This is a genomic window from Candidatus Nitronereus thalassa (genome assembly GCF_032191465.1).
GTDB classification, from domain to species: domain Bacteria; phylum Nitrospirota; class Nitrospiria; order Nitrospirales; family UBA8639; genus Nitronereus; species Nitronereus thalassa.
The window spans coordinates 2796543-2822804 of the sequence record NZ_JAQOUE010000001.1; the positions used below are offsets into that span (position 1 = coordinate 2796543).

Consider the following 26262-nt stretch of genomic DNA (forward strand, 5'->3'; position numbering starts at 1 on the left):
CTTATGCGCGACGCCGTCAATAAATTTTTGAGTTCGGGAACCCTGTTTGTCTGGCTCTGTGGAGCAGCCGTGGCCATGTCATTATTAATGATAGGGGGAATTCTGGTGCTGATCATGGTCAATGGCCTAGGGTTCTTCTGGCCCCACACCCTGTATGAAATGACACTAAAGGATGGGAGTCGCCTTCTCGGAGAACTTCAGGGACAAGAGGTAATTCCCAATTCTGCGACACCAGAGAACCCTGAGGGAAAGACTCGCATTCGAATGAAAATCGGGAATCGCGATCTCTATGGGTTAGATTTTCAATGGGTTGATGAAGATGACATCGTAGCTCGCTCGGCACCCCAAGACGTCATGGTATTTGAGCGTCGAGAATGGGGGAATTTTTATGGACGGATTCAACAAGTGATCCATGGTGACACGGTGATGGCCTCGGATAACACGCAAGCCTGGAAGATTTTGCCCCCGCTCATTGAAGAGGCAAATCAATTGCATGAAGACATTGATTTTCTTCAGAGAGTGAAAATCGGGGATATTAATCATGACATAGAGCAAGCGCGTCTTAAGATTCGAGCATTGCAAATTAAAGGCATCAGTGATTCACCAGAAATCACGGACCTTCAAGTCACACTTCACCGTCTTGAACAACAATATCAACAACATGTCGAGACCCTTCGCCAGCTTGATGCACGTTTGGCAGACTATACGCTCGTCTTGGTCGATACCAATGGACGAGAGAAGTCTCTTCCTCTTGGGCAGATTGTGGAGGCGCTCCGTCCCAATGACATGGGGATAGTGCAAAAATGCCTGACGTACCTTCACAACTTTTGGAAGGTGTTGAGCGATGAACCTCGAGAAGCCAATACCGAAGGGGGAATTTTTCCAGCAATCTTTGGCACGGTGATGATGGTCCTTATCATGAGCATTGCCGTGGTGCCCTTTGGGGTGTTGGCGGCGTTTTATCTAAAAGAATATGCACGTCAAGGCGCTATCGTGCGAATCGTGCGAATTGCCGTCAACAATCTTGCGGGCGTGCCCTCGATTGTCTTCGGGGTTTTTGGTCTCGGCTTTTTTGTTTATGCAGTGGGTGGAACTATTGACCAATTGTTTTATCCTGAAGCTTTGCCCAATCCGACGTTTGGAACGGGCGGAATTTTGTGGGCTTCGCTGACTCTGGCATTAATGACTGTGCCCGTGGTGATTGTGGCAACGGAAGAAAGTTTATCAGCGGTACCCAGAGAATACCGCGAGGGCTCTTTGGCATTGGGCGCCACAAAGTTTGAAAGCATGTTACGCGTCATTCTCCCCTGTGCCATGCCTGGGATTCTCACGGGTCTGATTTTGGCCGTGGCGCGAGCCACCGGTGAGGTTGCCCCATTAATGTTGACTGGGGTGGTCAAGCTGGCCCCAGCTTTGCCTTTGGATTTTCATTTTCCCTTTTTGCATTTAGATCGAAAATTTATGCATCTTGGGTTTCATATTTATGATGTTGGGTTTCAATCTCCCAACGTGGAGGCGGCAAAACCCATGGTCTACGTTACCACCTTCATTTTGGTGATGGTCGTGATTGCATTAAACATCTCTGCGATTGCATTAAGAAACCACATGAGAAAGAAATTTAAAGGTGCAGCGGTCTAAGAGGTATATGTTTATCCAAATCCTTGTCGTAAAGGATATGAGATGTGATGAGCCCTGTGATTGACAAACCCACTCAAGCTAAGCAAACTCCCGTACGTCCTATTCGTTCAATGGATATAGCCATGGTCCCTTCTCCTGAACCTTTTGATCACCAACTTGACCCCAAAATCGTTGTTGAGGATGTGCATTTTTTCTATGGAGAGAAACAGGCGCTCTTCAAGATTAACTTGGTCATCCCTAAGCACAAAATAACCGCGTTTATTGGGCCTTCAGGTTGTGGGAAATCTACCTTGCTTCGTTGCCTGAATCGGCTCAATGATTTAGTAGAGGGCACGCGGGTTGATGGCCGGATCCTCATGGACGGAATGAATATTTATGATGCCTCGGTGGACATCACCGATCTTCGGACCAAAGTCGGCATGGTCTTTCAGAAAATCAACCCGTTTCCAAAATCGATTTACCAGAATGTGGCCTATGGCCCTCAACTGCATGGCATGCGACGTCGCAGCGATCTGGATGAAATCGTCGAGAAAAGTCTCCAGGGCGCTGGATTATGGGAAGAAGCCAAAGATCGGCTCCACCAAAGTGCGTTGGGACTATCAGGTGGACAACAACAGCGATTATGTATTGCCCGTGCCTTAGCGGTTAATCCGGAAGTGTTGTTGTTGGATGAACCCTGTTCGGCATTAGACCCGATTTCTACGGGGAAAATTGAGGAACTTCTTCATTCCCTAAAGGAACAATTGACCGTGGTGATCGTGACACATAACATGCAGCAGGCATCTCGGGTTTCTGATCTCACAGGCTTTTTCCTTTTGGGAGAACTTATTGAGTACGAGGATACCAAGACAATCTTCACAAATCCGACCGACCGTCGGACTGAAGACTATGTCACTGGACGCTTTGGATAAGAGGCCTGTTGAAAAAGTTTAGCCATAAGATTTGGAGAAGATATTCCTTGCAAAAACGAGATGCGGGCGACGAGATGCGAATTCCAGAGCGAGGAGACCATGCAACGACATTTTGACGAAGAATTAGCCTCCTTAAAGAGCAAAATATTACAGATGGGTTCCATAGTTGAGGAACAAATTCAAGAGGCGTTGCGGGCCTTGGTCGATCGAGATGAAGCTCTCGCTCGCAAGGTGATTGAGAACGATCGACGGGTCAACACGCTGGATGTGGAGATAGACGAGGCCTGCTTGGAATTACTGGCGCTGTATCAACCCGCGGCTCGGGACCTTCGCTTTATTACGACGGCCATGAAAATTTCTACGGAACTCGAGCGCATGAGCGATTTGGCGGAAAATATTTGCGAACGAGCTATCGAACTCAATGAAGAACCGCAGCTTAAACCGTATATCGATATTCCCCGAATGGCTGAAATGGCCATGCGAATGGTGTGGGATGCCCTCGATGCCTTCGTAAAATGGGATTCCGCATTAGCGAGAAAAGTGCTGAAGAATGATGATGCGGTAGACGAACTCACGGAACAACTCTTTCGCGAGCTCCTGTCGTTTATGATTGAGAATCCAAACACCATAACCCGAGCTATTCGTCTTTCCTTTATTTCGAAATACATTGAGCGCATTGCCGACCATGCAACCAATATTGGTGAACTTATTGTCTATATGGTCGAAGGGCGAATTATCCGCCATACCCTCCATTCCCATCCGAAGTAATGCCACTTTCCTTATGCCTTAGTGGTTAATTCCTTTGATTCTAGTCAAGGATACTAGGATGATTTTGAATCATCTGTGAAGGACAACATCCAGAAATTTTCTTTTGGATATCCGAACTGGATATTAACCTGAGAGAGAAAGGGACGGCGTGTTTCCGGAGGCTAGGCTTTGTCTACAGTCCCTTTGCCGCGACAATTGACCATCCATTCCTGGGCGTCCAAAGGGGTCTCATGCTTTTTGGGTTTCAGTCGTTCATAGCCCCCATCAGGAAGCAATCGACGGACTTTCACATTATCTTTCAGGTAAATATTGAGGAGATCGTGCAAGACCATCTCACGAAGTCGTGGGGATTCCACGGGAAACATAATCTCCACCCTGCGGTCCAAATTTCTGGGCATTAAGTCGGCACTTCCTAAAAACACCTCCTCCTGCCCACCGTTGCGAAAATAGTAAATTCTCGCATGTTCAAGAAACCGCCCGACAATGGAGGTAACGGTAATATTATCACTGACCCCTGGAACACCTGGACGTAACCCGCATACTCCTCTCACCTGGAGATCAATCTTTACCCCGGTTTGGGAAGCTCGGTACAAGGCTTGGATACATGCCTTGTCAGCCAGTGCATTCATTTTAAAGACAATATAGCCATCCTGATTGGTCTTATGGCGGTCGATCTCCCGATTAATCCGCTCGAGTAGTTGTTCGCGCATCAGGCGCGGCGCCACGAGAAGCTTGCTGTAACTGTCTTTGCGGGAATAGCCGGTGAGAGCATTAAATAAATCTGAGACATCCGCGCCGACCGCTGGTTGGCAGGTAAAAAAACTCAAGTCGGTGTAAATCCGACTCGTCACCGGGTTGTAATTGCCGGTTCCCAGATGGACATACCGACGAAGGCCATCTTCATCGCGCCGGACAACCAAACACATCTTGGCATGAGTTTTGAGTCCTAAGACTCCATACACAACATGGACGCCTTCGGCTTCGAGCTTTTTGGCCCATTCGATATTGTTTTCTTCATCAAACCGAGCTTTGAGTTCAAACAGCACGGCCACCTGTTTCCCATTTTCTCTGGCTTCCATTAATGCATCGACTATGGGTGATTTTGATCCTACGCGATAGAGCGTTTGCTTGATGGTCAAGACATTGGGGTCCTTGGCGGCCTCACGGAGAAAATCCACGACGGGCATGAAGTTGTCATACGGATGATACAGGAGAACATCATCACGACGGATAGTGGAAAACAGGCTTTCGCTTTTCTGAAGGAGTTCTGGAGTCGCAGGAAGAAATGGGGGAAATTTGAGATCTGGTCGTTCGATCCTCGTTAATTCCATGAGGCTGGATAGCCCGAGTGGAAGGTCCTGGGTATAGACCTGATAGGGAGCTAAACTCAGATTTCTGACCAGCACGTCTCGAATGGAATCCGGCGTTGATTGGTCGATTTCTAAGCGCACTACTGATCCAAAATGTCGCTGATCGATTTGTTCTTCGATGCTTTCCAAAAGATCCGCGGCTTCGTCTTCCTCGATTTCAAAATCCGCATCTCGCGTGATGCGAAACGGATGAGCCGCCATGATTTTTAACCCAGGAAACAGCAGCCCAATATTAGCGGCGACGACCTCTTCCAGCCAGACGAAGTTGTTCGCGGCAAGTTCCGTCAATCCGAGTTGCTCACTTTCTGTGACCATATCTTCATTGGGAATTCGGAGGAGGCGGGGAAAGGTCGTCGGAATCTTGACGCGGGCGAAACATTCACCCCGTTCTGGGTCCTTGGCCACCACGGCTAAATTAAAGCTCAGGTTCGAAATGTGCGGAAACGGATGGGCCGGATCAAAGGCCAAGGGCGTGAGTGTGGGAAAAATTTCCCGAGAAAAGTAGCGCCCCAAAAGCTTTTTCTGCTTTGGCTGGAGTTGACTGTAGCGAAGGACATGGATGTCGCTTAATTCAAGCTTGGGCAGAATGTCGTTTTGCCAACAATGAGAGAACCGGGAGAGCTGGTCCATCAATTCTTGCCGGACTGCCGCGATTTGTTCGGATGGGGTCATGCCGTCGGGAGGAGCCTCGAGGACGCCTCCGGACAACTGTTCCCGAAGACCGGAAATGCGAATCATGAAAAATTCATCGAGGTTGCTGGAAAAGATAGAAAGAAATTTGACCCGTTCCAAGAGGGGGTGTGTAAGATCCTCGGCTTCCTCCAATACCCTGGCGTTGAACTGGAGCCAACTCAACTCGCGGTTGATATAGAGCTTGGGATTACCCAGATCAACTGGATCAGGGACAATCTTTAAATGCGAGGGGGCAGGATTTGTAGGCATAGAGTCAACCTTCATCGCTTCGTTTTCCCTGGTATTATAGTAGGACAAAGGTTTCGATGCGACAAGTGGTTTTGTGATGATGGGTTTTCCAGGTGATTCTTCTTTCCTATCGGTTGATTCGAACCCTTGATTAAGATTCATGATGGTTCCGAAAAGGCCAAACGGCCGCGCTTTTTCAGTTTTTCCCATTCTTGTGGGAATGCGGCTCGAGCCTGCTGACGACGGGAATGTAATCGTGCCACCACTTGGCCCATAACAAAAGCCGATTTGTAGCTGCGGATTCCCGGTAGTAATTCCCGAAGTTGCTTTTCTGCGATGATGGCATCCTGGTGGTCCCCAAGCACCCCTTGTAGGCGTTTGGATTGTTTGATGTAACGTGAGACGGCCTTTTCCATGGTTCGTTGAGCTAATTCCGCGGCGTATCGGGCCCGTTTTGTTCGGATGCGGACACGGTGGAGTTCTTGGTCCGAAGGATTCGATTTCAGTTGTCGCACCATTCGCCGGAGCTTGTTGAATTCTTTGCGGGCAATTTCCTTAAGCGTAACGCCTTCAGTGGTGGACGGCATTGGATGGTGAACCGCCTCTTCCAGATAATTGAGGAGTTTGAGATATCGATCGCTTCGAAGTGCCTCGAGTAAGTGGGCTCGGGCCACAGAACGTTTTGTCTCCAGGGATATGAGGACACGGCAAAAGATTTTCTTTTCTGCTGGGAGTAGGCTGGAAGCTTCAAGCTGAAGATGTGCAAGAAGGACATCATAATCTCGGACTGCTCCAAGAGCCTGCCCTAACCAACCCATTTCGGTTCGCAATGAATTACTCCATTCCGGAAGCAACAAAACCTTGGCCGCTCGGAGGAGCGCTCGAAACTTTCTGGTGCTCACACGCATTCGATGAAGTTCCTCGGGATCCTTTCCGAATCGTGTGCCCGGATCATGCAAAAGAAGTTCTTTTACCTGGTTCTCAATCATGACCTTGAAATGGTCTAGAGGAGGTGCGGAGGCCGCCACGGTAGGGGCTGTGGAATCAGGTTGAATCCCAAGGACTTTTACAATTTTGGGGCGAGGATCGCCTTCTTCCGCCCCTGCGGAACGAAGGAGGGATTTCAAGCGATTCATTTCTTTCTCATTCCCGCCTAGCCGTTCGATTTCGATTTCGGAAAATCTTCCGATGGCTCGGCGGCCGTCCAGGATGGTGACCCGGTCAACCACTATGGTGGCAAGTGGACCCTCCATGGTTTGAGCCCTAATCCCTGATCGCTTCGTCCTCAGTTTTGCGATCACTTCGCAGGGTTCATTCCGCAAAAGGCCAAACAGCAAATCCAGAAAAGGTTCTGGGGGCGTGCCATGGTGACTGGGAATTTCCAGTTCAAGCCGTGACCGTTTATGAGGGAGCTTAAGTTGCCAACGCGTCTTTCGATGGTCCGTTAGGCGGCGAAGGGAAATACCCAACCTCGCGAGTCTATGGCCGGCGGTGTCGAAGTAGGTGGAGGTGAATACCCGAGGGGCGAGAGTATCTCCGGGAATATCCGGCAGTCGAAACCTTGAACCAATATTCAGCTTGATTTCGTGTTCCACCCATTCGCGCAGTTGGTATTCCATACGTGATGTCTCACCGTATATGATCGAATAAAGGCTGAATTTCGGAAAACAAAAATTATAACACGCTCATTTTTCAGAAAAGTGTGAAGTTTTTGTTGTAAGATGGGTTGTACAAGAAGGAATAAGTAGTAGAAAATACGTTACTGTGCTCTCGTAAAGATCTATGTTTGCCCTCCTCGTTGGGATTTCACTATTTTAATTAGTTCAATTGAAGGTGCTTTTTTGAACATGAACTCATTGGATTTAGAAGCCTTGTGTGATCTTGCCGTCGTCGCAGCGCAAGCGCCTGCTTCCCAAATCGTGCAGTGGTTTGAGGCAGACCATTTATCCGTTGAGCGAAAAGGCGATGGATCTCCAGTTACGATTGCCGATCGGGAGGCGGAGAGAACCATTCGTCAAATTTTATCTGATCATTCTCTTGCTTCGTCTTTTGATATTTTAGGGGAAGAGTTTGGCCAAGAAAAACAAGGTGCACGATACAGGTGGTTGATTGATCCGATTGATGGCACACGGTCCTTTGTAAACCGCATTCCTTTATTTGGGACTATCGTGGCTTTGGAAGATTCTATAGAAAAAAAGGTCCTCGTTGGGGTCATACATCTGCCTGTATTACAGCAAACCTATTCCGCGGCCCGCGGCTTAGGTGCGCATTGTGATGGCGTGGCACTTTCGGTTGGGCCCTCCATACCCTTAGGTGAGGCGTTCATCGCTACCGGAGATATCGCACAATTCATCAGCGTGGGATGTGAGAAAACCTATAATACGTTGGCTGAGCATTGTCCGTATTTACGCACGTACACCGATTGCTTTGGTCATGCGCTGGTCGTGAGGGGGGCGGTTTCGGCCATGCTCGACCCTGGATTGAACCCGTGGGATGCGCTGGCGACCCAGGTGTTAGTCGAAGAAGCTGGTGGGCAAATGATCATGCGGCCTTCAACGATTTCCAAAAAAATTGATGTCCTCTTTGGCAGTTCAGACACTGTGGAACAATTGAGAACGCTCGTTGAATTTTAAATCGCAGGCCATGTCCCCAGGCTTTAAGAATCCTACCAATAATATTTTTCTCTTCTTGACGCTTGGCGGGGCCGGGCAGCCATATAAAATGTGGGTATGAAAAGGCTGCCCAGCAGTTAGCGGAGAAGAGTCGTGACGCTCCTCTTTGTAGGCTACACGTGTGGCTATTAGGTTAGCGAAAGTTAACAATGAGGTAAATTTTTAAAAACCGGAGGGCCTTGTTAATAAAAGCTTACTTTAGGCGAAGTACTCACCAATTTGTTTAGATTCTATGATTAATAGCCTCCTCTCACAGTAGTTACCTTTTACAAAACAACTTTCGCTTCCTCTCACTTTCGTGTTCCATAGTATGGCTGTGTTCTCTCTTGGTACGTCTCCAGTGTTGGCGGATGATTTTGGCGAAAACACTGAGACCAGTTGTTTTACTTGAGATGATTTTCCCAGGAAGTAGAATGGGGCCCTGTGGGGGGCAATCTTATTGAGGGTCTCATTTTAACAAATGGTTACATTTTTCTAACAGGATTGTCATATGGTTCCTCTATGTTTTCCTGTTGTGAGTATACGTGACCCACAGCCCTATACCATGCCCTGCCTTCGTCCCATCGGCATCGATGATGTTTTGATTGATCCATTTGCCCAGGAAATTCGCACAAAAGGAAAGGCCATAAAACTCACCAAGATTGAATTTCGTTTGCTGTGGATTCTTGGCTCAAATCCTGATGTGGTGCTTAGCCGTGAGGAAATCTTATGCAAAGTATGGGGAGAAGGAGTTTTTGTAGAACCAAGAACCGTAGATGCTCATATTGCGCGTTTACGTCGGCTTTTGAGGAACGAAACGGAACTTTTTCCTTCTATTGAAACCGTGTGGGGGATCGGGTACTGTTTTAGAATGAAAAATGGTCAACCTGGGAATCCATAACCTCCTTAAACGACCATTCCAAGTGTTGCACCTCATTATTCTTTGTCCATTGTAAATTTGTGCCGGTGAACGCCTGCCTTTTCGTTCGGTGAACGATCAAGAAAGTGTAGACAATGGCTAAACTCGCTGTCATCGATATTGGTACCAATTCCATTCATATGGTTCTTGCAGATATTGAACCGGATGGGTCGTATAAGATTGTCGATCGGTTCAAAGACATGACGCGCCTGGGAGATGGAACGTTCCGGCAGAAATGCTTGTCTGATGAGACCATGTCAAAAGGGCTTGAGGTGCTTTGCAATCTCACGACCCTGGCTCGAAACAAGGGATACTCGAAAATAATCATGACGGCCACCAGTGCCGTGCGAGAAGCCAAGAATGGAGGCGCGTTTATCAAGGCCGTGGCCGACGCCACTCGCGTTCGTGTGCAAGTCGTGACTGGGCAAGAAGAGGCACGGCTGATTTATTTAGGCATCCGCCATAGTATGGAATTAACGGATATTCCTGCCCTGATGGTAGATGTTGGCGGGGGGTCGGTTGAAATCATTGCTGGCACCCGCGATCGTCTCGTCGGAGCGCTCAGTTTGAAACTGGGAGCTATTCGTTTGAAAGACCAATTTTTTACCAAAGCCCCGCCGACCAAAAGTAAACTACGTGAATGTGCACGCACCCTTGAACATGAACTTCGAGAATCATTGGAGCGCTTAAAACTCGACGAGCTGGACCGTATCATTGCATCGTCGGGGATGGCAGCCAATTTAGCCGAGATTGTGTATTTACATCGGACTGGTCGCCCTATTCCCCAACTCAATCTGTCTACGATCAGTCTAAAAGAAATTCGGATGGTGGAGGAACGATTGGCTAGGAACACGGTCCCGAAACGATTAGAAATTCCTGGGTTGGATCCTCGTCGAGTGGATACCTTGTTGCCCGCCGTCATGCTGCTCAGAATTCTTCTTGAGCTTACGGGGCAAAAGGATATAACGATCAGTGATAAGGCCATTCGCGAAGGGCTGATCTACGATTTTATCCAGAAAAATAAAGAGAAGATCCAAATTGAGCAGGAAGTGCCCAACGTTCGACTTCGGAATGTCATCTCGCTTGCCCGGCGATGTCAATATTCCAAAGCCCACTCACATCACGTAGCGGGCTTAGCGACCTCGTTGTTTGATCAAACACGGACCCTTCATCAATTAGGCGAGCAGGAACGGGAATGGTTGTCCTATGCCGCCATCCTCCATGATGTGGGATATGTGATTAATCCACGGCAACATCACAAGCATGGATATTATTTGATTACGAATAGTGATTTGGCAGGATTTACGTCTGACGAAATTGAAATCATTGCCAATCTGACTCGGTATCATCGGCGGGCCATGCCGGGGACTCGCCATGCGGGTTATCAATCCCTGTCGTTGTCAGACCAAAAGAAAGTAAGAGTATTAAGCGCTCTGCTTCGAATCGCCGATGGATTGGATCGTAGCCATTTTTCTATTATCCGTGACCTTGAGGTACACGTTGGAAAAGCGATTACGATTCGATTGAATGTGTCTGGGGATCCGGAGCTTGAAGTATGGACAGCACAGAATCGTGCTGATCTGTTTGAGAAGATTTTTAAACGAAAAGTAAAATTCGTCACAAACGCTGATACATAAACGTTTGGCTAGGCGCCCGAATCTTGGGTCAGAGTTATCCCCGGCCCAATTGGCGAAGATGTGCTGGCGGCAACCACCATTCCAGGACTCCCGCTCCAGCTCGTGGTCTGCCTTCAAAATAAATGGAGCAGGCTCCGGCCTTTTTCATCGACATTCCTGGTGTGGGTTGTCCGCACACCATTACCCCCGCCGTAGACCCAAGATGCGGTTCATGTCCCACGCACAATAGTGTAGCGTCTCTTGAGAAAGAGCCGAGGAATTTGACGAAATGTTCGGGTGAAGCCTCAGATAGGAGTTCTGGACTTAATTGGGCATCTTCGGAAATTCCTAAAATGTCCTTCGCAATTTTTGCGGTTTGTTGTGTTCGAAGAAAAGGACTACACAGTATGTGGGCCGGGCGAACGTCAAGTTGATGAAGCCCCTTCGCCACTTTCGTTGTTTTCTCAATCCCTTCTTCCGTCAATGGCCGAGTTCGGTCCTCACCGTTCCAATCATGCCACTCAACCGCAATCCCATGTCGAAGCAAAATGCAGCGCATAAATCCTCAAATCAAAATAACCTGCGCCGATTGTAACAAAGGGGAAAGGGCAGAGAAAGGGGATTCCCATGATAAAATCTTTTGGGAATCGATTTTTTTGGGGAACGATAGTGATGGGAGGCGAATCTGATCCAGGAACAATCAGCGGGTGGCTTCCACAGGGATGTCGCCCTTTGTGGGTGACCACTGGACCGCTACTACGCGGATGATGGCCAGAGCGAGAAGGATACCGCCCAGGATAATCCATTTTTCTTGAGGAGCATCTCGAAACCACATGGAGATGACTTCGGTGAGCATGACCACAAGAATTGTATCGACGATAAACGTGACCTTGACGCGTCCTTCGGAAAAATAGGTCAAGGTGGTTTTAAAGACTTCGACAATGGCCAATAAGATGAGCGTGTTGACGATGACTTGCCGTAAGGCAATTTCTAGAGGACTGGAAAAGAGGAGATGAAGCTCCACAAATGTCATGAGTACGCCACCGGCCAAGGCGGTCAAGATCGTGATGATGAGTAAGCTTAAGACGATCTTGATACCTTGCATCCAAATGTCCGTCATATTGAGGGACAACAGATGCCCTAATGGAGAACGACCATTTGGATTCCATGATTGCCCAGAAGCCTGTGTTGATGAGGAGAGAAAGTTAAAAATCATCGATGGCCACCGGGTGTAACAGGTCGCGGACGCTAATAATGCCGATAATGGCTTCGTGATCATCAGTCACAGCCAAATGCCGGACGTTGGATTGTTCCATGAGGTCGGCGACACCCCAGATGGGTCGATCTTGATTGATGCAAATGACCGGAGCACTCATCACGCTTGCGACCGACGTGCTTTCTGGCGAAAGGTTCATGGCCATGACTTTTCGAACGAGGTCGGTTTCGGTCACGATCCCGACAATATGATCGTGCTCCTTCACAAACACACTGCCAATTTTTAACACCCGCATCATCATGGCTGCCGAGTAAGCGGTCTCATGACTTTGAACCGAGGTGAGGTCCTGTTTCATTAACTCTTTGACTTTAAGCACTCGCGTCTCCTTTGTTGTAATTTACGAATAAAAAATAGAAGCAGGCATCCGACAAAGCCTTTCCTCTATAGTGATTAACGATTGAATACCTTGTGGGTGTTTGATCCGCAAAACGGGGTACAACTTTCGTTGGTGACGAGACAATTGGTTCAATGATTGAATGGCATATCGCAAGGGCTGTAAACAGGTTACTATCATGAGAGCCGTAGCGAGCAGTTTCATATCCGAATCTCCTTGTCAGACATCAGGAATGTGAGTTTTTTCCATGCTGGCAACATAGCAAGGGTATTTTACCGCTAGATCACGCCTTTGTTAGCTTTGGGTTAAATTCATAGAAGTCTCCATGAGTCTTAACCGATATCTTTGCTTTTCATATGACGATTGAGAAAGAATGAAGAGAAACCTTTTACAAACCAGGATTTCTTGAGGTGTCTTGAAAAACATTGGAATCAAATAAAACCGAGAGCGTCGTCTTGGCCAGGAGCTTCCCCGCCAGGGGCTGTGGCTGGTCTTTTGGAAACCTTTTGAAAAAACCTCTCTGCAAAGGAGTGACATGAACATTCGAACATGCTGGGGTATGGTCATGCTCTTTGGTGCGCTGTTGTTGGTCTCAAGCTGCGCAGCCCCTCATTTTTTCACGGTGACGATTTATGAAAGCCCCAATCGAGTCGTTAAACTTCAAGCTGTGCCCGATGCGAACCATGGAAAAGGCTTTTCCCATCCCGTCGACATTGATCAGGAGCAGTTGTCCGCGGCGATGCGAGGGCTTCAGGTCGAGATTCATAATGCGGCATTGTCGATTCCATTTCTTGGAGGGTCGAATACCCCTGGGCGGCGCAGGGCGTTTAGTGACAACGAGATCAAATTTTTTGCACCCCTGTTTGCCAAAGGATTAGCGCAAGCTACTCCGGAAGAACTCATCACGTTTTACGAAAATGCCGAAGTCTCGGATCAGTATGAGCTCACAACTTCAGGAGGATTGTATGTGAAGGGAGAGGAAATTCATTTTTTGATCAGCAATTTTGGTGTCAAGACACGGATTTGGCAGGATAACGAGCAATATGAAGCGCCTTACCACTTACGACCCATGGAGCCTATGGATCCCCAGCCTGGCCGTCTGGTTTTTGAACATTCCCAACTTATGGTAGAGCCTCAGCGAGGGATACTCAATATCGGCCTTACCGCCGAACCCTGGGAGGTGGGGGTGCGGTGGAAGGAATTGAAGTAGGTATCTTCGATGAAGATGCCTAGAACTAGCCGTTAAGGTGAAAATAGACTTTGCCAATTAAGGGGACACGCAATATGTTTTGACTATGGGAGGATACCCGGTATTTTCCGTGTCAGGGGAAACATTTAATTCGCTGGATCCGGTTTTCCATACCCGAAGACATTGAACGATAATATAGGGAGTGTTCGTCGAGGTTCCTACCATGGTGGTAGTGTTTTTGGTTCCTGCCAATTGGCCGATGGCAATGAACATATTCCCTTGAAGTGAAAGAAACGAGCCTAATGCTTTTGGGTAAAGCAGTTCCAACCGCCTTCCAGATTGCTGAGTTTCTAGAGCTTCTTTTGACTCGGCCCCAAAATTGTTATTTGCGGGATAAGGCAACCAATTAGCGGATAGTATCATCCCTTCAGAAGTGGATTCTATACGTGAGACTCTTCCAGCAACTTTGATGGGATATTCTGTTAATGACCGTGGAGTGGTCAGAAGTTGATCATACTCAGCGGGAGTGTCTATGGTTTTAGCATCAATATTTGGGAAAGTGGACACCGTGGCACAGCTGGCGAGAATCCAAAAGATTCCTACAAGCCCTCGGGATAACCGTCTGTGTCCCATGGTGAACCTCCTTGTCTGATCGGTAAACTTCCCAGTGAAATCTCCGAAAGGTTTGTCCTCAGAGTATGAGTTCCCGACTATAACCCTTGGTGGATCCATTTCGGTCCCATTACTTTTTGGAAAGATTCAGAATGAAATATCATATTGGAGACGGAAGCGTTGTTCTGTCAGTTCCCCCCCTGGCTGAGCCAGAGTCAAATGCGAGACGTCAATGGTGATTTTGTTTTGGTGCCCGGCAATAAACCAATTGACGGCGGAAGTAAATTCCTGATTTTTGTCAGACGCGACTGACACGTTTGGATCTACAAATGCGTATCGAAGGGCGAGTTCGAGTTCTTCCGGAATAAATGGGATCAGGTAATGAAAGAAGTACCCAATTTGAGTGTAACTGCCCATTAAGTTAGTCTGCATTCCCGTGCCAGAATCTTTTATTTGCTTCCAGTGATATTCATGTTGCAAGGAAAATCCTCGATATTTGAATGCGGTTTCCTCAAGCAATTGGTCGACACGATAGCGGCCTCTTCCTGTGGTGGGAATGGGAAACATGGCTGTTGATATGGTTCCGCCGCCGCTGGAAGAAAATCGGGTAAAATTACTAATATTCGTGGTGGCGCCAAACGAGAGACTACCGGCCGGACGTTCATGGTATTCGATATCGCTTTGTGAAAATTCGAGATCCCGTCCTATGAAATTCCATTGCAAACGACCCATCCACATCATATTGTCATCATCGTTATTGCTGGTTCCTCTCCCCGTTCCCGTGAACACTCCGGCGTAATACCACAGATCCAGGATGGTGCCAGGGAACAGGTGCCCGTACAACATGGCCCCTTGTTGTCGGTCCAATGTAAAGAGCGTGTTGACAATAGAGCGTTCCACAAATTGTTGTTTGCCGGAAGAATCCACTCGCTCGCGGTTGTAATTGATTTTCCATTGCCCGATGCGGAGTTGCAGCCATTTAAATTTTTCCAGAGATAGCCGCCAATCGATCAGCCGAGTTCCGCCTCCTGCTCCTGTCGTACCACTTCCTCCTTCGGCCCAATCAATTTCGAAATAAAATTTGATCCAAGGCCGATATCCATGTCCGCCAACTTTTAACCGGGCGCGGCGAATTTCAAAAGAACTTTCGGGGCCATCCATGAAGGCCGAGGCGGTCAGCAGGTCACCCCGTTCCGGATAGGAATAGCGGAATTGAAAGCGGTTTTGAATTTGCAGTGCATATTTATTATCGCGTGATTTGAGTTCAAACCCTTTCGCACCATAGCCAACAATGATGGGAAATTCCTCGAGAAACCGCTTTTCTTCTTCGACTTGCTTTTTCTCCGTTCTTGATTTCAGGCGTATCCAATCTTCCTTAGTCAAAAGTCCCTTTTCGTACAACGTATCTGCAAGGTCGCCCTGCAACATCACCTCAGGTGCTCCATCTTCACCAGTATCGGAAGAGGCATCGGGTAAGGTGCCGACCCCGAGTTTCGAGGAGGGCTCTGCCGCTTTGCTTACGGTAGTGGTGGAGAGGACAAGAAGGCCCGCAAAGACAAAGCAAGCGTATTTGCACATAGGTTGTATGGCTTTTTAGATTTTTTGATTTTGAGTCGTGGCGTTGACTGATTTTCCGATAGGATTTTGGTGATGATATTCAACTAGAGACTGAAGCGTCAATCACAAATTTCCTAGGGTTTGAGAATGTCCTGGAAGGCCGGATTGGAGAGAAAACTGGGGGGGGGGGAGCCCCCTCGATCCGGATTGAGCGAGGAGGCTCGGCACAGGAGGAGGTAAGCTCCTCAGAAAGATACGTCCCACTGCAAGCGGCCACGTTGTTCGGTAATGGCTGCAGCCATGGGCATATCAAGTGATAAATGGGAGACATCAACGGTAATCTTGTTTCGATGTCCAGCAAAAAACCAGTTGAAAGCGACGGTGTATTCTCGAAGAGTGTCGTTGGAAGCGAACACATTAGGATCAACGAACGCATATCGAAAGGCTACTTCTAATGGTTTGGGAATTGCTGGTACAAGGTAATGTGGGAAGTAGCTGGCTTGGGAATAACTGCCCATCAGGTTGGTTTGTGAAGGCACAACGGAAGCGGTTCCCGTGAAGCCCTTTAACCCGACCCCTGCTCCCTGATCATTAATTTGTTTCCAGTGAAATTCATGTTGAATGGCCAGTCCACGCCATTTCATGGCAAATTCCTCGACCATACCCTGGGTTTTAAACTGGGAGTCTGCTGCCGTACCATCCGATGTAAATGCCCCTCCGATTGATCTTGTCTGTACTAATGTTCCGCATCCGCCGGAAGACCATCTGGTACATTTCCCAACGTTGGTATAAGCGCCAAAGGCCAAACTGGCGGCCGGCTGTTCATGATATTTTAAATCACTTTGTTTCCATGCCAACTCACGACCAAAAATGTTCCATTGGATGCGAGCCATATACATCAATTTGTCGTCATCGTTCGCTTCTCCTCGGCCCGATCCCGTAAACACACCAACATAATAGTTCACATCATAAATTTTTCCAGGAAAGAGCCGGCCCATAACTAAGACGCCGACTTGGCGATCGATGGTAAAGACGGAATTCACGATCGATCGTTCAACAAACGTCTGTTTTCCAGAGGAATCGACCCGCTCACGATTGTAATTGATCTTCCATTGTCCCACTCGGATGGTAAAGGCCTTGTACTTGGCCAAGTCGATACGCCAATCGATCACGCGTGTCGAGCCCGCCGAACCTCCTGAGTTCGCCGTGGACTGCAAATCGACTTCGAAATAATATTTGATCCATGGTTGATACCCATGTCCCCCAATTTTCATTCGGACTCGACGTAGTTCAAATGTGGCTTCGGGGTTGTCATTAAAATCACCGAACGTATCTTCATCACTTCTGTCTGGATAAGTAAAGCGTCCTTGAAAACGCCATTGCAGCGACGTTTGCCATTTCCCATCTTCGGTTTTAAATCCAAATCCTTTTTTCGACCAAAAGGGGATGGTGGGCGTATCCTTGCTTTTTTTCTGCTCGCCGTACCCAGCGGCCTGTTTTTCTCGATCAGCTTCGATTCGAATCCAGTCTTCCTTGCTGATCACGCCTTTTTCGCGCAGGACTTCGGTGAGTACGTCCCCTCCGAAGGCCGGAACCGTCATGGCGCTTGACATAATAAAACTGCTCAAGGCCATGGCCCCGATCCAGCGATGTTGCATGTTCATCCTCTTGTTCCTCCCTACAGTAAGAAATAAATATCGTGATGTTTATGTGAGTAATGAGTCAGGTCGATTGTGAATCAAAAGCTCACGAGGCAAGGATAATTTTTGAGGATTACAGGCGTGTTACGAAAGAATAAAAGTGGGGTAACAATCTGGGGGCTACAGGAAAGGTTTCGGAAAAGAGGTTGGAACCGAGAAAAAAGTCGTTGGGGGTGGTTACCCTCTGACCCCGTCGATGTATTCCTGTGTCAGACGATGTTGGGGGTGGTGAAAAAAATCCCCTGTTGGTCTGGCTTCTATCAAAGTTCCCGAATGACCTTGAATCCAGAACAGTGCCACCTGGTCGGCGATTCGTCTGGCCTGGGCTAGGTTATGGGTCACGAGGATAATGGTGTATTGATCTCGTAGATGGGTAATCAGATCTTCCACAATTCCGCTTGATAGAGGGTCCAGAGCGCTGCAGGGTTCATCCATGAGCAGGACCTCAGGAGAAAGAATTAACGCGCGCGCGATACACAAGCGCTGTTGTTGCCCGCCAGATAACGCGAGTGCTGATGAGTCCAGTCGATCGCAAACTTCATCCCAAAGCCCAACGCGAGTCAGTGATTCTTGAACTTTTGCATCTATGATGCCGGGATCTCCAACGCCATGTTCCTTCAAAGGGAACGTCAGGTTTTTTCGAATGGAAAAAGGAAATGGATTGGGATTCTGAAAAATCATGCCGATTCGACGGCGCAATTGAAGCACGTCAGTCTCGGAGGAACATACATCTATATTCCCAAACCGAATAGATCCATCGACATGACAATGTGGCACAAGGTCTGTGAGACGATTAAGGCAAGTGAGGAAACTTGTTTTTCCACTTCCCGATGGACCGACCAGTGCGGTGATCTTCATTGACTGGATAGAAAGAGATACATTCCCAAGTGCTTGGTGGGAGCCATACTTCACGCTAAGGTTTTCCGTGGAAATGCAGGGGGACGAAGACTGTCCGGCCATGAGTGGTGGCGGAAGATCAGAGGGGCGTGGAGAGGGCATCGTGCTGTGTTGTTTCATGCGGAGAGTACTCTCTTGGAAGACCATCGGTAGCCGATAATCTTGGCTCCAGCGTTGATAACGAACAAGAGCGTGATTAACACCAATGCCGAGGCATAGGCGTTGGCATTGCCACCAGGGACATTCATGGATAAATCATAAATATGAATGGAGAGCGCGCGACCCGAGTCCCACAGAGATTCAGGCATGCGATCCACATAGCCGCTGGTAAAGATTAGCGCAGCAGTTTCTGCGATGGCCCGGCCCAGACCAAGAATGAATCCAGCCAATAAGGCAGGCATGGCCGCAGGAATCAGTATTGAAATGAGAATGGAAGTTTGAGAAAGACCTAATGCGGCTGCCGACAGTCGATAGTCAACGGGCAAGGCGCGGAATCCTTCTTCGGTCGAACGAATCAGCATCGGAAGCACCATGCAGGCCAAGGTGAGCCCTCCCGACACAATGGAAAACCCCAATCCAAGCGTGACACAAAAAAACGCATTTCCAAATAAGCCAAACACAATAGAGGGTATTCCGGCTAACACATCAAGACTGCGACGAATGAGATTGGTCATCCATCCAAATTGATGGTTCACTTCCGAAAGGAGAATAGCGGTACCTAAGCCAATCGGAAGAGCGATCATCATGCACACCACAAGAATGAGCATGGTTGAAACGAGAATTGGCGCAATGCCTCCCTCGCGTCCGGCGTTCCTGGGGGAAGAAGTAAAAAATTCCCAAGACAGACCGGAAAGACCATGCGCGACGATATCGTCTATCAACCATAGGAACATGCCCGTCAGTAATAGGGCTACTATCCGGGAAAGGTTCAGCGCCACTGTATCCTGAATAGCTTGTGGTGGGTTAGGCATGGTGTGGTGCTCGGTTGTACCAATGGACTGCGGTCATCAAGACTAGGACCATCAAGAGCAGCGCCAATCCACTCACAAACAAAGCGGATCGATGATCATCCACCGCATAAGCCATTTCCAAGGCCATGTTCGCGGTCAGTGTCCGAATGGGGTCGAAGATTGACGAGGGGAGCTGCGCGACATTTCCGCATACCATCAGCACCGCCATGGTTTCTCCAAGCGCGCGGGCTGTGGCTAATAGTCCGGCTGTCCATAATCCTGATTTTGCCGAGGGAATGACCACGCGACGTAGAGTGCTCCATCGCCCCATGCCTAAAGCCGCCGCCCCATGAATATACTCGGTGGGCACCTGCGCCAAACTCGATTGAACAAGCAAACTCATGGTGGGAAGAATCATCAGCGCGAGGATAAAAATTCCGGCAAGCAGACTTGCTCCTGGTGGGTGCCATTGGTTGATCAGTGGGACAAGAACTACCAATCCCCAAAAGCCAAACACGACGGATGGAATTCCGGCGAGGAGTTCAATAAATCGAGAGTACAGTGCGGCGATTAAAGGCGGAGCATACCATTGGCAAAAGAGGGCCGAAAAGAATCCGAGCGGTCCTGCAAGAACAATGGCCCCGACGGTGATAAGCACAGTGCCTATGATCATGGGAACGAGGTTGAAAGAGCCTTCTCCTGGATGCCAAGACGAATCGAAGGCAAATCGTTCGATTCCTATGTGTTGCAGAGCTGGCACCGATTCCATAATCACAAACATGACAATGAAGACAAGGATAAGCCCAGCGAGGCCGGCACAAACCCAAAGGGCCCCATGCAGGAACCGGTCAGGATGCCAATGAAATGAAGGCATGCTGAGTGACCAAGTGTTGAACATGAGGCGATCTGGAATAACTAATAAACGTTTGAGCCAGGGCGTGGGGATGTTTGGTGGTCACCAACGTCAGAGGGCGGGACAACGGAAAGATCCCATTCTGAACTGTGGTTAAAGACGCAGGGATCGAATCGAGCTGAAGAAGTTTTATCGGGACCCCAACCGACGCATCGTAGGTGGCAGCGCCGATCGAGACATAGGCAATTGCCAGTGGATTCCCTGCCACGGTTTTAATCCCATGTTCGTTATCTCCAATAATGACGTCAGCCTTGATGGCGGAATTGATGAGCTGGAAATGTTGTAAAAATATTTCAAGTGTCGCCCGGCCTTCCGCCTTATTCACGACAACAATGGGCGCATCTTGGCCTCCGATTGTTTTCCAGTCCCTGATCTTTCCCGTGTAAATCTCCTTTACTTGTTGGGTCGTCAGATTGGTGACAGGGTTGTCGGTGTGAACAATCAGCCCAATGCCATCTTGGGCAATGGTTATCCCGACAAGATCGACGGTTTCCTGTTCATACAGGGTGCGGGAGGCCATGCCTATGTGGGCGATTCCTGATCGTGCGTCCGCTACGCCGCGCGAAGACCCACCCGTTTGGACATCAATACGAATTCCCGGATGTTTCGTTTCAAATTGTTTGCCAATATCCGCAATTAAGGGGGCTAGGGTACTGGACCCCGTGATCACGAGTTTTTGGAGAGGCGGATTGGCCGCAGGAGATTCCTGGCATCCGGTACTCGTGAAGGCCAGGGTTAGTAGGAGGGTGATGTGAAACATTAGGGCTATCATGTGCGGTTCCCCTTTTTTGAAGAGGAAGAAAATGAGAGTTGGCAACATCCGAGGTCGAGAGCTTTTCCCGTGGTGGCGTTTCCGACGTTCGAGGAGAGTTGATAAAGGACAGCCTTTCCTTTTCGAAGGGCATCTACGAGCCCGGCTTCTCGAAGCAATGCCAGGTGGTGGGAAAGCAGGCTTTGTTCCACCTCAAGAATGGATACGAGTTCTCCCACACGACGCGGTTGGTCCATTAAGGATTCAAGGACAGCTAGCCGGGTGGGGTCGGCCAAAAGTTTGAGTTTGTCCACACAAGACGGGGAGATGGATGCAGGTTTCATGGAAATGCTGTCTCGGTGGTTGAGGAAAGATTACATGAATATTTGTTCATATGAATAATTTTTTATGTGAAAAGAGGGCAGAAGTCAACTCCACCAGGTGGAATGTGGGATCAGTCAGTAATATAGAAAAAAATACCGCGGCTAATCTTCAGAGTTGGAGGGGAAGAAAAAAAACGCACAACGCCTGGACTCCTAAGTCCAGACGTTGTGGTAGGGAACTTTGGAACTTGGGAATTACGCTTGAACTTTTTTCATACGCCAGGCCACGATCCCGGCCAAGCCCGTACCGAAGAGCAACATTGTGCCGGGTTCAGGAACAGGATTACTTTGGGTCTCATAAAAGGAATACACCAAGTTATCGAGGAAATAGGTTTCTCTAGCCCCACCTTGGGTCCCTTCCTGAACAATAACGGAACTGAAAACTGTATCAGCTATAACTCCATAAAACTGGCCCGTTGAAGAGTCGGGTATTTGCGGGGTGATTAAATTGCCAAGAATTTTTAACTGGAGTCCAGTGCCCGCTCCATTTGTTGCTAGGTCCCAATTTCCGCCAAAGGCATAAATGCTCGTTCCAAAAGACCAAGTCGTGAAAAGCCCCGGTGCATCTGCGCGATCATACCATTCTCCACCGCTCACACCTGCGCTTCCAAATCCAGACACCACGCTAAGTCCGGAATTTAGGGTCGCATCACTAAAATTTTCCGTTACGACTGAAGTTGATAAGGCATTGGTCCAATCGGTTTTATTAGTGTAGACAGTGAAATTGACTGCTTCTGCAGAGGGTGTCCCGGCGAAGAGCATTCCGGCTAACGCCAACATAGTTAATCCTGAGCCTAACCTCGTTTTCATATGACGCTCCTTTCTGTGATGTTGATAAAATTGTTGTGTGGTTGCCTTGTTGCCAAATGCAAAAGCAAGTCTTGCGCCACTTTTGAGTTTCTCCGATTTTGCCCCATAACTTGTTGGAATTTTGACGGCTTTGGCGTGCTGGAGGTTTTGGCTGCAAGGTATGACGGGCAGGGAAGTGATAAAATACCCGACGCCAGAACATCACCAATGAGACGAAAGCACATGAACGAATACGAACTCTAAAAAATGCTTCAAACAATGAACAACGGAATCTGTAAAATTTTTCGACGGGTAGAGGCCTTCTGCTAGGCCATTGTCAGGTGTCTGCCATCGTACTGACAGTCTTTTGGATAATAAGTACCAAAGCAATACTCGACGGATAAGAAACCTGACACTCTATCTAGTACAAAGGTGATGGGGAAGAGCTTGAGTGAGTGCTGCTATGTCTTCTAGAAAAGAGGGCCTTCTAGCTTTTTGGTTCAATTGTCATGTCGGCGAACCGTTACCTTTGCAACTTCCAAGACCCACCAATCATACAGTTCAGACAGTGCCAACATCCTGGGAAAGTAAACGGGGCGTCTGGCCAACGCGGCTTGGTGAGATGATGGGGTTTGTGCCGGCATTACAATGTCAATAAACGGAAGGGGTAGTGTTTGGGAATTATGGCTGACGATGGAATCGTTGACGGATGGCTTCGATTCGTTTGCGGTTTGCACCGAGGTCGGAGTAGCCAACTCGGGAAGCGGATCGTACGTGGATGAGCTGTTGCTCGGCATCAATAACAAAGTCGAGATCATCGGTAAAGCGGAAAATCAATGAAGTGGATTCCGCGCGAAGATAGGTTGGCCCTTCTTCGACAATGATGGTGCGTGGTAGTGAGGTCAGTACGTGCTTCAAGCGGGTTTTGGTATCCTCAGGCGAGCCGTGAAAAGCCAAGGGGTCGATGTAATGGTCGGGATCCTTGCTTTGGGAGGATACACAGTTGGGAGACGACGGGCAGGGCGCCAATCGTTTGTCTGTGGAATTTCCGGCAGCAGGGGGGCTCACGGCTTCTTAGACTTTTGGGATTGTTCGAGAGACAGGAGCCTTTCTTTGATTGGCAGGCCCCCACCATATCCTACCAGCTTTCCCGTGCTCCCAATGACTCGGTGACAGGGGACGATAATCGATACCGGATTCTTTCCATTTGCCGCTCCCACGGCTCGGGAGGCTTTGGGTTTGCCAATGGCTTTTGCAATCTCGCCATAGGAAACAGTTTTTCCATATGGAATCGATCGCAAGGCTTGCCAGACTTGTTGTTGAAAGGGCGTACCTGTTGGAGAAAGTTTAATGCTAAATGATTTCCGTTTCCCAGAAAAATATTCTTTCAGTTGTTCAATAGGCTTTTTGAAAGGTGCTTCCGCACACGCCCATCTGGGGTCTTTTTTCAGGGGATGTGGTCCATCTTGGAATGCTAGTTGATTCAACGATTGTCCATTCCCCACTAATAATATTCTTCCAATAGGGCTTTTCATGATCCAATAGTAGCGTTGGTTGAGATCCCGTGTTTTTGAAGAAGAATGGGGTGGTTTTTTATTTGCCGAGGAAACTTTCATTTTTTACAAGATAAATGTTGTCCATACATGATGGTGAGGACCTCTGAGAAAAACTAGACTGTCAAGATTACATGTGAGATAAATATTTATTTCGTCTAGTAAAGTCAACTTTAATAAGATAAAAGAGGGCCATATTTTTGGGGATAGTGCGCTTACAATTTAGTATATTGGGCGTGTGAAATTGCACGATATTTTATGTGCGGAATTGCTCAGATCAGAAAAGCTTGATAAATAGTGACGATTTGCTGGAGAAATTTCGTACATGGTTTATCGATATCATTACTTACAAAAAATTCAGGAAGCATTTGAATATCATACGGTTGCTTCCCATTGAGTCTATGGGTTAAATCTTCTTATGCGCCTCATAAAAGGTACTACAGCATTTGAAGGCAATTAATGGCCTGGAAATTGCTTTCAAGTCAATGGTTGCGTATTTACCCATGGGTAATGTGTTAATGAAATGAACGATTCCGTTAAAATTTTTGGAAATTTCTTTAAATCATTATGAGGTTACTGTGAGCAATGAGGTTACTGTAAACACGGTTTCAACCAATTATTATCGTGCGCTCTTGGAAGTCACGAACATTTTAAATTCGCAACGGGATTCCGATAGTTTTTGGAAGGCGATAACCGGACAAATACGCCATATCATTCCATGGGAACGGGCGGGAATTACTTTGTTTCATCCTGAGATAAATGCCTTCCGATTTTATGTGGTGGAAACCTCTCTTCCAAAGGTCATCTTGCAGTCGGATATGATTATTCCTCGTGAAGGAAGTGCGATTGGGTGGGTCTATGAAAATCTACGGACTCATATACGGTGCAATCTTCAGGGAGAACAAGTCTTTCTGGAAGACCAGTATTATTTTCAAGAAGGCCTAGGTCGCATGATCAATTTACCAATGATGGTCGGAAATACCTGTATCGGAACCCTCAATATCGGAAGCGTACAATCTGGAGATCCAGAACCGGAGGATTTGGAATTTCTCAGGCATGTCGCCACTCAAATTGCCTTGGCCATTGATCATGTTCAAGCCTATGAGCAGATTGATTTATTGCGTCAACAATTGGCGGATGAAAATCAATACCTTCAAGAAGAGATTCGTGCCACACACAATTTTGGCGCCATGATTGGATCCAGTCCTGTTATGGAACAAATCCAGGAATTGGCCGAAGCCGTGGCCCCGACGAACACCACGGTTTTGATCACTGGTGAAACAGGGACCGGAAAGGAATTACTGGCACGGTTAATCCATGAACTGAGTCCGCGTCGGAACAAAGCATTTATTCGCGTCAATTGTGCAGGATTGCCCGTTGGCTTGGTTGAGAGTGAATTGTTTGGTCACGAACGCGGGGCGTTTACCGGTGCAGAGCAACGTAGAATCGGTCGGTTTGAGTTAGCGGACGGTGGGACGTTGTTCCTCGATGAAATTGGGGAAATGTCTCTAGAATCCCAGGCCAAGTTGTTACGAGTTCTCCAAGATGGGTTGGTAGATCGAATTGGGGGAATGCATTCAGTGCCAGTGGATGTACGAATCATTACGGCCACCAATAGTGACCTGAGTGTTGCCGTGGCAAATGGGCGGTTTCGCTCGGATTTATTTTTTCGTCTTCATGTATTTCCCATCAACGTCCCACCCCTCCGGGATCGACCTGAGGATATTCCCCTATTAGCCCGGCATTTCATGGATCAATTCAAGAGTAAGTTTAAGCGACCGTGTCGTATCATCGAGGAAGACTGCTTGGGGCGTTTACTGAGCTATTCCTGGCCAGGTAATGTTCGGGAACTGCAAAACGTCATTGAACGGGCGATGATCCTTTCAACTGGTCCTGAACTTAGGATTAGTAAGGCCCTCTTTCAGGCACCCTCAATTCCGGAGAAATCCGCAGGCTCCCAGACTTTAAAAGATTCGGAGAAGTCCCAAATTATTGATGCACTCGAATTGGCTGGATGGAGAATCAGCGGGCCCTTTGGGGCTGCCGAACGTTTAGGAATTAACGCCAGTACCTTACGCAGTCGGATGAAAAAACTGTCTATCAGTAGGCCACGTCACGCAGTAGAATCTCTCAAGAATTACCTCACGCTTGCCTTCCTACCTCCCTATTGGTGGGACCTGATAATTTTTATCTAGTTCTAAATACGCCCCCCTGTTCCATCGTTTCTACCTTCTCTTCATGAATTTGTGTTTCGCGACAACTCGCAACGGTGGTCGCGTTTTTCGCGAAAATTCGCGGGTGGAGAGAGTATACCCTTTCCTTTCCGTTTCTTTCTATTCCAGTAAATTCCTTTATTTTTTAATGCGTTAAATTTTTTTTCTAGCAATGAATCATAGTTGGAATATGAATTGCTTGTATACGGAATTTGTTGGTCTATGAAAATTCAAAGCAGGAGATTAATCATAGGGTCTGGGAAGTTACGAAGGGAGGTGGTGAACCGTTTTTTTTACACAATGATGTGGCGTGCTGTAAGTCATCATGAATTCTACTAATCAAGACTGTGC

The 26262-nt window shown here is 48.0% G+C and carries 26 protein-coding genes; 8 read left to right on the forward strand and 18 right to left on the reverse strand.

Annotation, left to right across the window (positions count from 1 at the left end; translation table 11 throughout):
* The first annotated feature begins 3 nt into the window (after nt 1-3).
* The 3 genes from pstA (PPG34_RS12545) to phoU all read left to right on the forward strand — a co-directional run bounded on the left by pstA (PPG34_RS12545) (nt 4) and on the right by phoU (nt 3317).
* Nucleotides 4-1638: a phosphate ABC transporter permease PstA gene (gene pstA / locus PPG34_RS12545; RefSeq protein WP_313833689.1), complete on the forward strand. Its 1635-nt coding sequence runs from the start codon at nt 4-6 to the stop codon at nt 1636-1638.
* A gap of 122 nt (nt 1639-1760) precedes the next feature.
* Nucleotides 1761-2549 (forward strand): phosphate ABC transporter ATP-binding protein PstB, encoded by a 789-nt coding sequence (gene pstB / locus PPG34_RS12550; protein WP_313834284.1) that lies wholly within the window; start codon nt 1761-1763, stop codon nt 2547-2549.
* 99 nt (nt 2550-2648) lie between these two features.
* A complete protein-coding gene (phoU, locus tag PPG34_RS12555; RefSeq protein ID WP_313833691.1) occupies nt 2649-3317 on the forward strand; it encodes a phosphate signaling complex protein PhoU in 669 nt (222 codons plus the stop codon).
* Between the two features lie 161 nt (nt 3318-3478).
* Here the strand turns inward: phoU and ppk1 are convergent, their stop codons facing one another.
* On the reverse strand, nt 3479-5629 hold the full coding sequence (gene ppk1 / locus PPG34_RS12560) for a polyphosphate kinase 1 (RefSeq protein WP_313833692.1): 2151 nt from the start codon (nt 5627-5629) through the stop codon (nt 3479-3481).
* Nucleotides 5630-5766: 137 nt separating this feature from the next.
* A complete protein-coding gene (locus PPG34_RS12565; RefSeq protein ID WP_313833693.1) occupies nt 5767-7227 on the reverse strand; it encodes a CYTH and CHAD domain-containing protein in 1461 nt (486 codons plus the stop codon).
* A 228-nt stretch (nt 7228-7455) separates the two neighbouring features.
* On the opposite strand from PPG34_RS12565, the gene PPG34_RS12570 reads away from it, so the two are divergent.
* From PPG34_RS12570 to PPG34_RS12580, 3 genes are all read left to right on the forward strand, one after another.
* Entirely contained in the window at nt 7456-8241 is a 786-nt protein-coding gene (locus PPG34_RS12570) for an inositol monophosphatase family protein (protein ID WP_313833695.1), read from the forward strand.
* A gap of 529 nt (nt 8242-8770) precedes the next feature.
* Nucleotides 8771-9160 carry a winged helix-turn-helix domain-containing protein gene (locus tag PPG34_RS12575; RefSeq protein ID WP_313833697.1) on the forward strand — a complete coding sequence of 130 codons (390 nt, stop codon included), beginning with the start codon at nt 8771-8773 and terminating at the stop codon, nt 9158-9160.
* 113 nt (nt 9161-9273) lie between these two features.
* Nucleotides 9274-10815, forward strand: coding sequence for a Ppx/GppA phosphatase family protein (locus PPG34_RS12580; RefSeq protein WP_313833698.1), 1542 nt, complete (start codon nt 9274-9276; stop codon nt 10813-10815).
* A gap of 34 nt (nt 10816-10849) precedes the next feature.
* Here the strand turns inward: PPG34_RS12580 and PPG34_RS12585 are convergent, their stop codons facing one another.
* The 4 genes from PPG34_RS12585 to PPG34_RS12600 all read right to left on the reverse strand — a co-directional run bounded on the left by PPG34_RS12585 (nt 10850) and on the right by PPG34_RS12600 (nt 12608).
* On the reverse strand, nt 10850-11353 hold the full coding sequence (locus PPG34_RS12585; RefSeq protein ID WP_313833699.1) for a SixA phosphatase family protein: 504 nt from the start codon (nt 11351-11353) through the stop codon (nt 10850-10852).
* A gap of 141 nt (nt 11354-11494) precedes the next feature.
* Nucleotides 11495-12010 carry a phosphate-starvation-inducible PsiE family protein gene (locus PPG34_RS12590; RefSeq protein WP_313833700.1) on the reverse strand — a complete coding sequence of 172 codons (516 nt, stop codon included), beginning with the start codon at nt 12008-12010 and terminating at the stop codon, nt 11495-11497.
* A complete protein-coding gene (locus PPG34_RS12595) occupies nt 12000-12386 on the reverse strand; it encodes a CBS domain-containing protein (RefSeq protein ID WP_313833702.1) in 387 nt (128 codons plus the stop codon). Before PPG34_RS12595 ends, PPG34_RS12590 begins: the two co-directional genes overlap by 11 nt.
* Before the next feature lie 21 nt (nt 12387-12407).
* Complete coding sequence (locus PPG34_RS12600) at nt 12408-12608, reverse strand: hypothetical protein (RefSeq protein ID WP_313833704.1); 201 nt, start codon at nt 12606-12608, stop codon at nt 12408-12410.
* Nucleotides 12609-12939: 331 nt separating this feature from the next.
* Here PPG34_RS12600 and PPG34_RS12605 point away from each other — a divergent pair, with 331 nt between their 5' ends.
* Nucleotides 12940-13614: a hypothetical protein gene (locus PPG34_RS12605; RefSeq protein ID WP_313833706.1), complete on the forward strand. Its 675-nt coding sequence runs from the start codon at nt 12940-12942 to the stop codon at nt 13612-13614.
* A 57-nt stretch (nt 13615-13671) separates the two neighbouring features.
* Here the strand turns inward: PPG34_RS12605 and PPG34_RS12610 are convergent, their stop codons facing one another.
* From PPG34_RS12610 to PPG34_RS12665, 12 genes are all read right to left on the reverse strand, one after another.
* Complete coding sequence (locus tag PPG34_RS12610) at nt 13672-14226, reverse strand: hypothetical protein (RefSeq protein ID WP_313833707.1); 555 nt, start codon at nt 14224-14226, stop codon at nt 13672-13674.
* A 126-nt stretch (nt 14227-14352) separates the two neighbouring features.
* Nucleotides 14353-15783: an OprO/OprP family phosphate-selective porin gene (locus PPG34_RS12615; protein WP_313833708.1), complete on the reverse strand. Its 1431-nt coding sequence runs from the start codon at nt 15781-15783 to the stop codon at nt 14353-14355.
* Between the two features lie 224 nt (nt 15784-16007).
* The gene (locus PPG34_RS12620; protein WP_313833709.1) at nt 16008-17426 is read right to left on the reverse strand and encodes a porin; all 1419 of its coding nucleotides are present in this window, start codon (nt 17424-17426) and stop codon (nt 16008-16010) included.
* Between the two features lie 213 nt (nt 17427-17639).
* A complete protein-coding gene (locus PPG34_RS12625; RefSeq protein WP_313833711.1) occupies nt 17640-18479 on the reverse strand; it encodes a phosphate ABC transporter ATP-binding protein in 840 nt (279 codons plus the stop codon).
* Entirely contained in the window at nt 18476-19330 is an 855-nt protein-coding gene (gene pstA, locus PPG34_RS12630; RefSeq protein WP_313833712.1) for a phosphate ABC transporter permease PstA, read from the reverse strand. The genes PPG34_RS12625 and pstA (PPG34_RS12630) overlap by 4 nt, the downstream gene beginning before the upstream one ends.
* Nucleotides 19323-20183 (reverse strand): phosphate ABC transporter permease subunit PstC, encoded by an 861-nt coding sequence (pstC, locus tag PPG34_RS12635; RefSeq protein WP_313833713.1) that lies wholly within the window; start codon nt 20181-20183, stop codon nt 19323-19325. The genes pstA (PPG34_RS12630) and pstC overlap by 8 nt, the downstream gene beginning before the upstream one ends.
* Nucleotides 20158-20994 carry a phosphate ABC transporter substrate-binding protein gene (locus PPG34_RS12640; protein WP_313833714.1) on the reverse strand — a complete coding sequence of 279 codons (837 nt, stop codon included), beginning with the start codon at nt 20992-20994 and terminating at the stop codon, nt 20158-20160. Before PPG34_RS12640 ends, pstC begins: the two co-directional genes overlap by 26 nt.
* Nucleotides 20991-21317, reverse strand: a complete 327-nt coding sequence (locus PPG34_RS12645) for an ArsR/SmtB family transcription factor (protein ID WP_313833716.1) — start codon at nt 21315-21317, stop codon at nt 20991-20993. The genes PPG34_RS12640 and PPG34_RS12645 overlap by 4 nt, the downstream gene beginning before the upstream one ends.
* 234 nt (nt 21318-21551) lie before the next feature.
* Nucleotides 21552-22166 (reverse strand): PEP-CTERM sorting domain-containing protein, encoded by a 615-nt coding sequence (locus PPG34_RS12650; RefSeq protein WP_313833718.1) that lies wholly within the window; start codon nt 22164-22166, stop codon nt 21552-21554.
* A 479-nt stretch (nt 22167-22645) separates the two neighbouring features.
* Nucleotides 22646-22789 carry a hypothetical protein gene (locus PPG34_RS12655; protein ID WP_313833719.1) on the reverse strand — a complete coding sequence of 48 codons (144 nt, stop codon included), beginning with the start codon at nt 22787-22789 and terminating at the stop codon, nt 22646-22648.
* Between the two features lie 37 nt (nt 22790-22826).
* On the reverse strand, nt 22827-23213 hold the full coding sequence (locus PPG34_RS12660; protein ID WP_313833721.1) for a DUF1499 domain-containing protein: 387 nt from the start codon (nt 23211-23213) through the stop codon (nt 22827-22829).
* Nucleotides 23210-23680, reverse strand: a complete 471-nt coding sequence (locus PPG34_RS12665; RefSeq protein ID WP_313833722.1) for a methylated-DNA--[protein]-cysteine S-methyltransferase — start codon at nt 23678-23680, stop codon at nt 23210-23212. The genes PPG34_RS12660 and PPG34_RS12665 overlap by 4 nt, the downstream gene beginning before the upstream one ends.
* 596 nt (nt 23681-24276) lie before the next feature.
* On the opposite strand from PPG34_RS12665, the gene PPG34_RS12670 reads away from it, so the two are divergent.
* The gene (locus tag PPG34_RS12670) at nt 24277-25893 is read left to right on the forward strand and encodes a sigma 54-interacting transcriptional regulator (protein ID WP_313833723.1); all 1617 of its coding nucleotides are present in this window, start codon (nt 24277-24279) and stop codon (nt 25891-25893) included.
* The last annotated feature ends 369 nt before the right edge of the window (nt 25894-26262 follow it).